The 3,818-nt window shown below is 60.1% G+C and carries 3 protein-coding genes; all 3 read right to left on the bottom strand.

All coding sequences use genetic code 11. The features are described from left to right. Positions 1-82: 82 nt before the first annotated feature. Positions 83-1,213, bottom strand: a complete 1,131-nt coding sequence (locus KF719_RS18075) for an ABC transporter permease (RefSeq protein ID WP_213336763.1) — start codon at positions 1,211-1,213, stop codon at positions 83-85. A 10-nt stretch (positions 1,214-1,223) separates the two neighbouring features. Next, entirely contained in the window at positions 1,224-2,210 is a 987-nt protein-coding gene (locus KF719_RS18070) for an ABC transporter permease (RefSeq protein ID WP_213336766.1), read from the bottom strand. Positions 2,211-2,339: 129 nt separating this feature from the next. After that, on the bottom strand, positions 2,340-3,818 hold a 1,479-nt coding region (locus KF719_RS18065), incomplete at its 5' end, for an ABC transporter substrate-binding protein (RefSeq protein ID WP_293510813.1).

Genomic DNA, 3,818 nt, shown 5'->3' with positions numbered 1-3,818 from the left:
CACCTCGAAGAGGAGGTCTTGGGAGAGGCGGTCTTGCGGTTCGGCCGCCGGTCGCGTGGCGCGTGGCTGGCTCGCGCCCGCCTCAGGAATAGGGGTCAGCCGCATCACGGATCCCATCTCCAAGGAAATTGAGGGCAAGGACGGCGACGACAACCGGGATGCCCGGCAGGAACAGCCAGGGCGCCTGAGTGAGCGCGAGCAGGCTCTGCGCATCCTTCAAGAGGACCCCCCAACTCACCACGGGCGGCTTCAGGCCGATGCCGAGGAAGGACAGCGCGGTCTCCGCAAGGATCATCGCCGGAATTGCAAGCGTCACCGAGGCGACGATATGGCTGGTGAAGGACGGGACCATGTGATGCCAGATCACGCGCTGTCGGCTGCAGCCGTCCAGGCGCGCCGCCATCACGAAATCCTCCGTCTTCAAGGAGAGAAAACGGCCGCGCACCACACGCGCCAGATCCGTCCAGCCGATCAAGGACAGGATCACCGTGATCCAGAAATAAACGAGAAGCGGATCCATCCGATCCGGAATGGCGGCCGCAAGTCCCATCCACAACGGAATGGTGGGGATCGACTTGAGGAAATCGATCGTCCTTTGCACCGCCTGATCCGCCCAGCCGCCGTAATAGCCCGAGATGCCGCCGAGCAGAATGCCGAGGACGAGGCTGATCGTGACACCGACAAGGCCGATCGACATCGATATGCGCGTGCCGTGGATGGTGCGGCTGAGAAGGTCCCTTCCGAGGCGATCCGTGCCCCATAGATACATCGGCGCGCTGGGATCGACAGGACCAATGAGATGGCGCTCGGCCGGGATCAGGCCGAACAGGTGATAGGGCTCGCCCTTCACAAAAAAGCCGACGGGATAAACGCGGCTCTCATCGATGACGAAGCGGCGCTGGAGAGCCACGGGATCGAGCTCGACCTTGTATCCATTCACGTAAAGCAGCGCGAGATCGCCATTTTGATCGCGACCGAACATCTTGAGCACTTGCGGCGGTGAATAGATGTAACGCGGGTTGTAACGATCCGAGGAATAGGGCGCCACGAATTCCGCAAACAGCGCCACCGCATAGATTGCCAGAACGATGAATCCGCTCCAGTAAGCGAGCTTGTGCTTGCGAAAACGCCGATAGATAAGGCCCCATTGGCCGAGCTCGACGAGCTTTCGGCGTGGTGGGGCGAGGCCACCGGTGGCAGTCGCGTCGGTCATTGCGAAGACCTCACTGATAGCGCACGCGCGGGTCGAGCCAGGCGAGCAGCAGATCCGACAACAGGGTGCCGATGACTGTCAGGGCCGACAGGATGAGGATGAAGCTGCCGGCGAGATACATATCCTGTGCGAGCAGCGCGCTGAGAAGGAGCGGCCCGGCGGTCGGCAGGCTCAAGACGACGGAGACGATCACCGCACCGGAGAACAGATGCGGCAGCACCCAGCCGATCGTCGAGACGAAAGGATTGAGCGCGACGCGCACGGGATACTTGAACAGAAGCTCCATTTCACCGAGGCCGTTGGCCCGGGCGGTCTGCACATAGGGCTTGTGCAGTTCGTCGATCAGATTGGCGCGCATGACGCGTATCAGGGCCGCCGTGCCGGATGTCGACAGGATCAGCACCGGCAGCCAGAGATGCGCGGCGAGGTCGACGAGCTTGGCCCAGCTCCACGGCGCATTGACGTAGGCCGCCGAGAACAGCCCGCCAACGCTCATGCCGGCATAGCGCGACAGGATGTACATGAGCGCCAGCGACAGCAGGAAGCTCGGTATGGCGAGGCCGATGAAGCCCAGGAATGTCACGACATAATCGAGCACGGAATAGCGCCGGACCGCGCTGTAGATCCCGATCGGCAGAGCCAGCATCCATGTCACGATCAGGGTGACCAGCGACAGGAGCAAGGTCATTCCCATGCGGTCCCACAGCAACTCGGAGACCGGCTTGTTCCATTCAAAGGACTGGCCGAAGTCACCATGCAGCAGGATGCCGGTTATCCAGCGCCAATACTGGATGTACCAGGGCTGATCCAGCCCATAGCGGGCCTTGAGACCGGCAAGCGACGCGCTGTCGAGATCGCCGCCCTGTTCCGCCATCTTACCGGCGAGCGATGTCAGAAAGTCACCCGGCGGCAACTGGATGATGAGGAACGACACCACCGAGACCGCAGCCAGTGTCAGCGCCGTATAGACGACACGTTGTGCAATGAAGCGCCACATGATCACTCCTTCGCCGCAACGTCCACGGCGCAGCCTCGCGATCGCATCCCAAATCCGCTGACCTGACGTCAGGGACGCCTATTCGGTGTTGGGTGGGAGGCGCGCTTGTTGGGCGCGCCTCCTCGTGCCTTATTTCATGAAGTATTGCTCAGGGTTTGTCGGCCCTGGCGTCACATAGAAGGCCGTATCGGGCATGATCTCCGGGACGTTGTGAAAATTGGTCTTCACGACGCCGTAGTTGTCGGGATCCATATCCGTGCCGATCACAGGAAATTCCTCGCCAGTGATCGCCAGGATCTGCCGCATCAGCGCGAGTTTGCCTTCGTCACTGACGGTCTTCAGCAGTTCGGTGTAGAGGTCCTGCTGCTTCTTGGCCCAGGCCGGCGGCTCCTCGGCATTCGGATCCTTCGGATTCTGGTAGTAGATGCCCCAGGCCGAGCCAAAGGCTGACTGGTTCTCGTAGGGAAAATACCATTTCGGATCAAGGAGCCCGAGGAAATCATAGCCACCACCGCCGATCCACACGAGGCCTTCCTGATCGTTGGCCAACATGCGCGCCACGGCGAATGACGATTCAATCGGCTTGGGTTGCATATCGACACCCACGGCTTTCCAATATTTACGGATAAGCTCTAGGGCATCGATATGATCTTTTCGCGCGGTCTGAACATCGATGGAGAACGCTATGCGCTTGCCGTCGGGGCCTATGCGATAGCCCTGGTCGTCACGCTTGGTGAAGCCCGATCGATCGATCGCCTCGTTGGCGGCCTTTACATCGAATTTCGTATACTGGGTGGCGAGCTTCTCGTCGTAAAGCGCCGTTCCCGGCCGCGGCACCGCCTGATAAGGGCGCGACTGTCCAGCGTAGAGAATGTCGTTGATTTCATCGCGGTTGATCGCCAGCGACAATCCTATGCGGAAATCCTTGTTCTGGAATACTTGCCGCAGAACCGGATTTTTGACGGTCTGGTTGAGGCAGATGAGCATGCCATTCGACCAGGCCGGCTGAACCTTGAACAGCTTGTAGCCGCCTTGCTCGCGATGCGCGGCCAGCACCATGCCCGTTTCCAGCGAATTGAGCCGCTGTGCCTGCATGTCGAGGCCGCCATTGGTGGCCTTCAGAATGACGGATTGGACATCGCCCATGACGTCGTAGGTGACCCGGTCGATGTAGGGCAGCTGGTTACCCTCGGGATCAACCTTGAAATAATAGGGATTACGCTCCGCGACCACCTGCGTTGTGCCGGTGTAAGGCACCGTCAACTTCCAGGGGTCAAGCACGGGGCGTGATGCATCCCGCCAGCGGTCCGGCGACTGCCAGTTGCCGACTTTGGCCTGGATGAGAGCGACCCAGCTCGGAGAACCGGCCGCCTTCACCAGTTGATCGACATCGGGATTATGAGCCTTGTGGAATTTCTTGAGGTAATGCGCCGGCGATCCCGCCAGGATATCTGAACCGAGATTGCTGGCGAGGTAATATAGCAGCATACCGTTTGGAGTTTTAAAGCTGAACTGGATCGTTGAATCGTCCACCTTCGAAACGACAACCGGGTCATTCCCGGATCTCAGCCAGCGTGGAACCGCCGGCGTGATCTCCTTGTTCATCAG

This window comes from Parvibaculum sp. (genome assembly GCF_019635935.1).
Classification (GTDB): domain Bacteria; phylum Pseudomonadota; class Alphaproteobacteria; order Parvibaculales; family Parvibaculaceae; genus Parvibaculum.
This window is presented reverse-complemented; position numbering and strand designations above follow the sequence as displayed.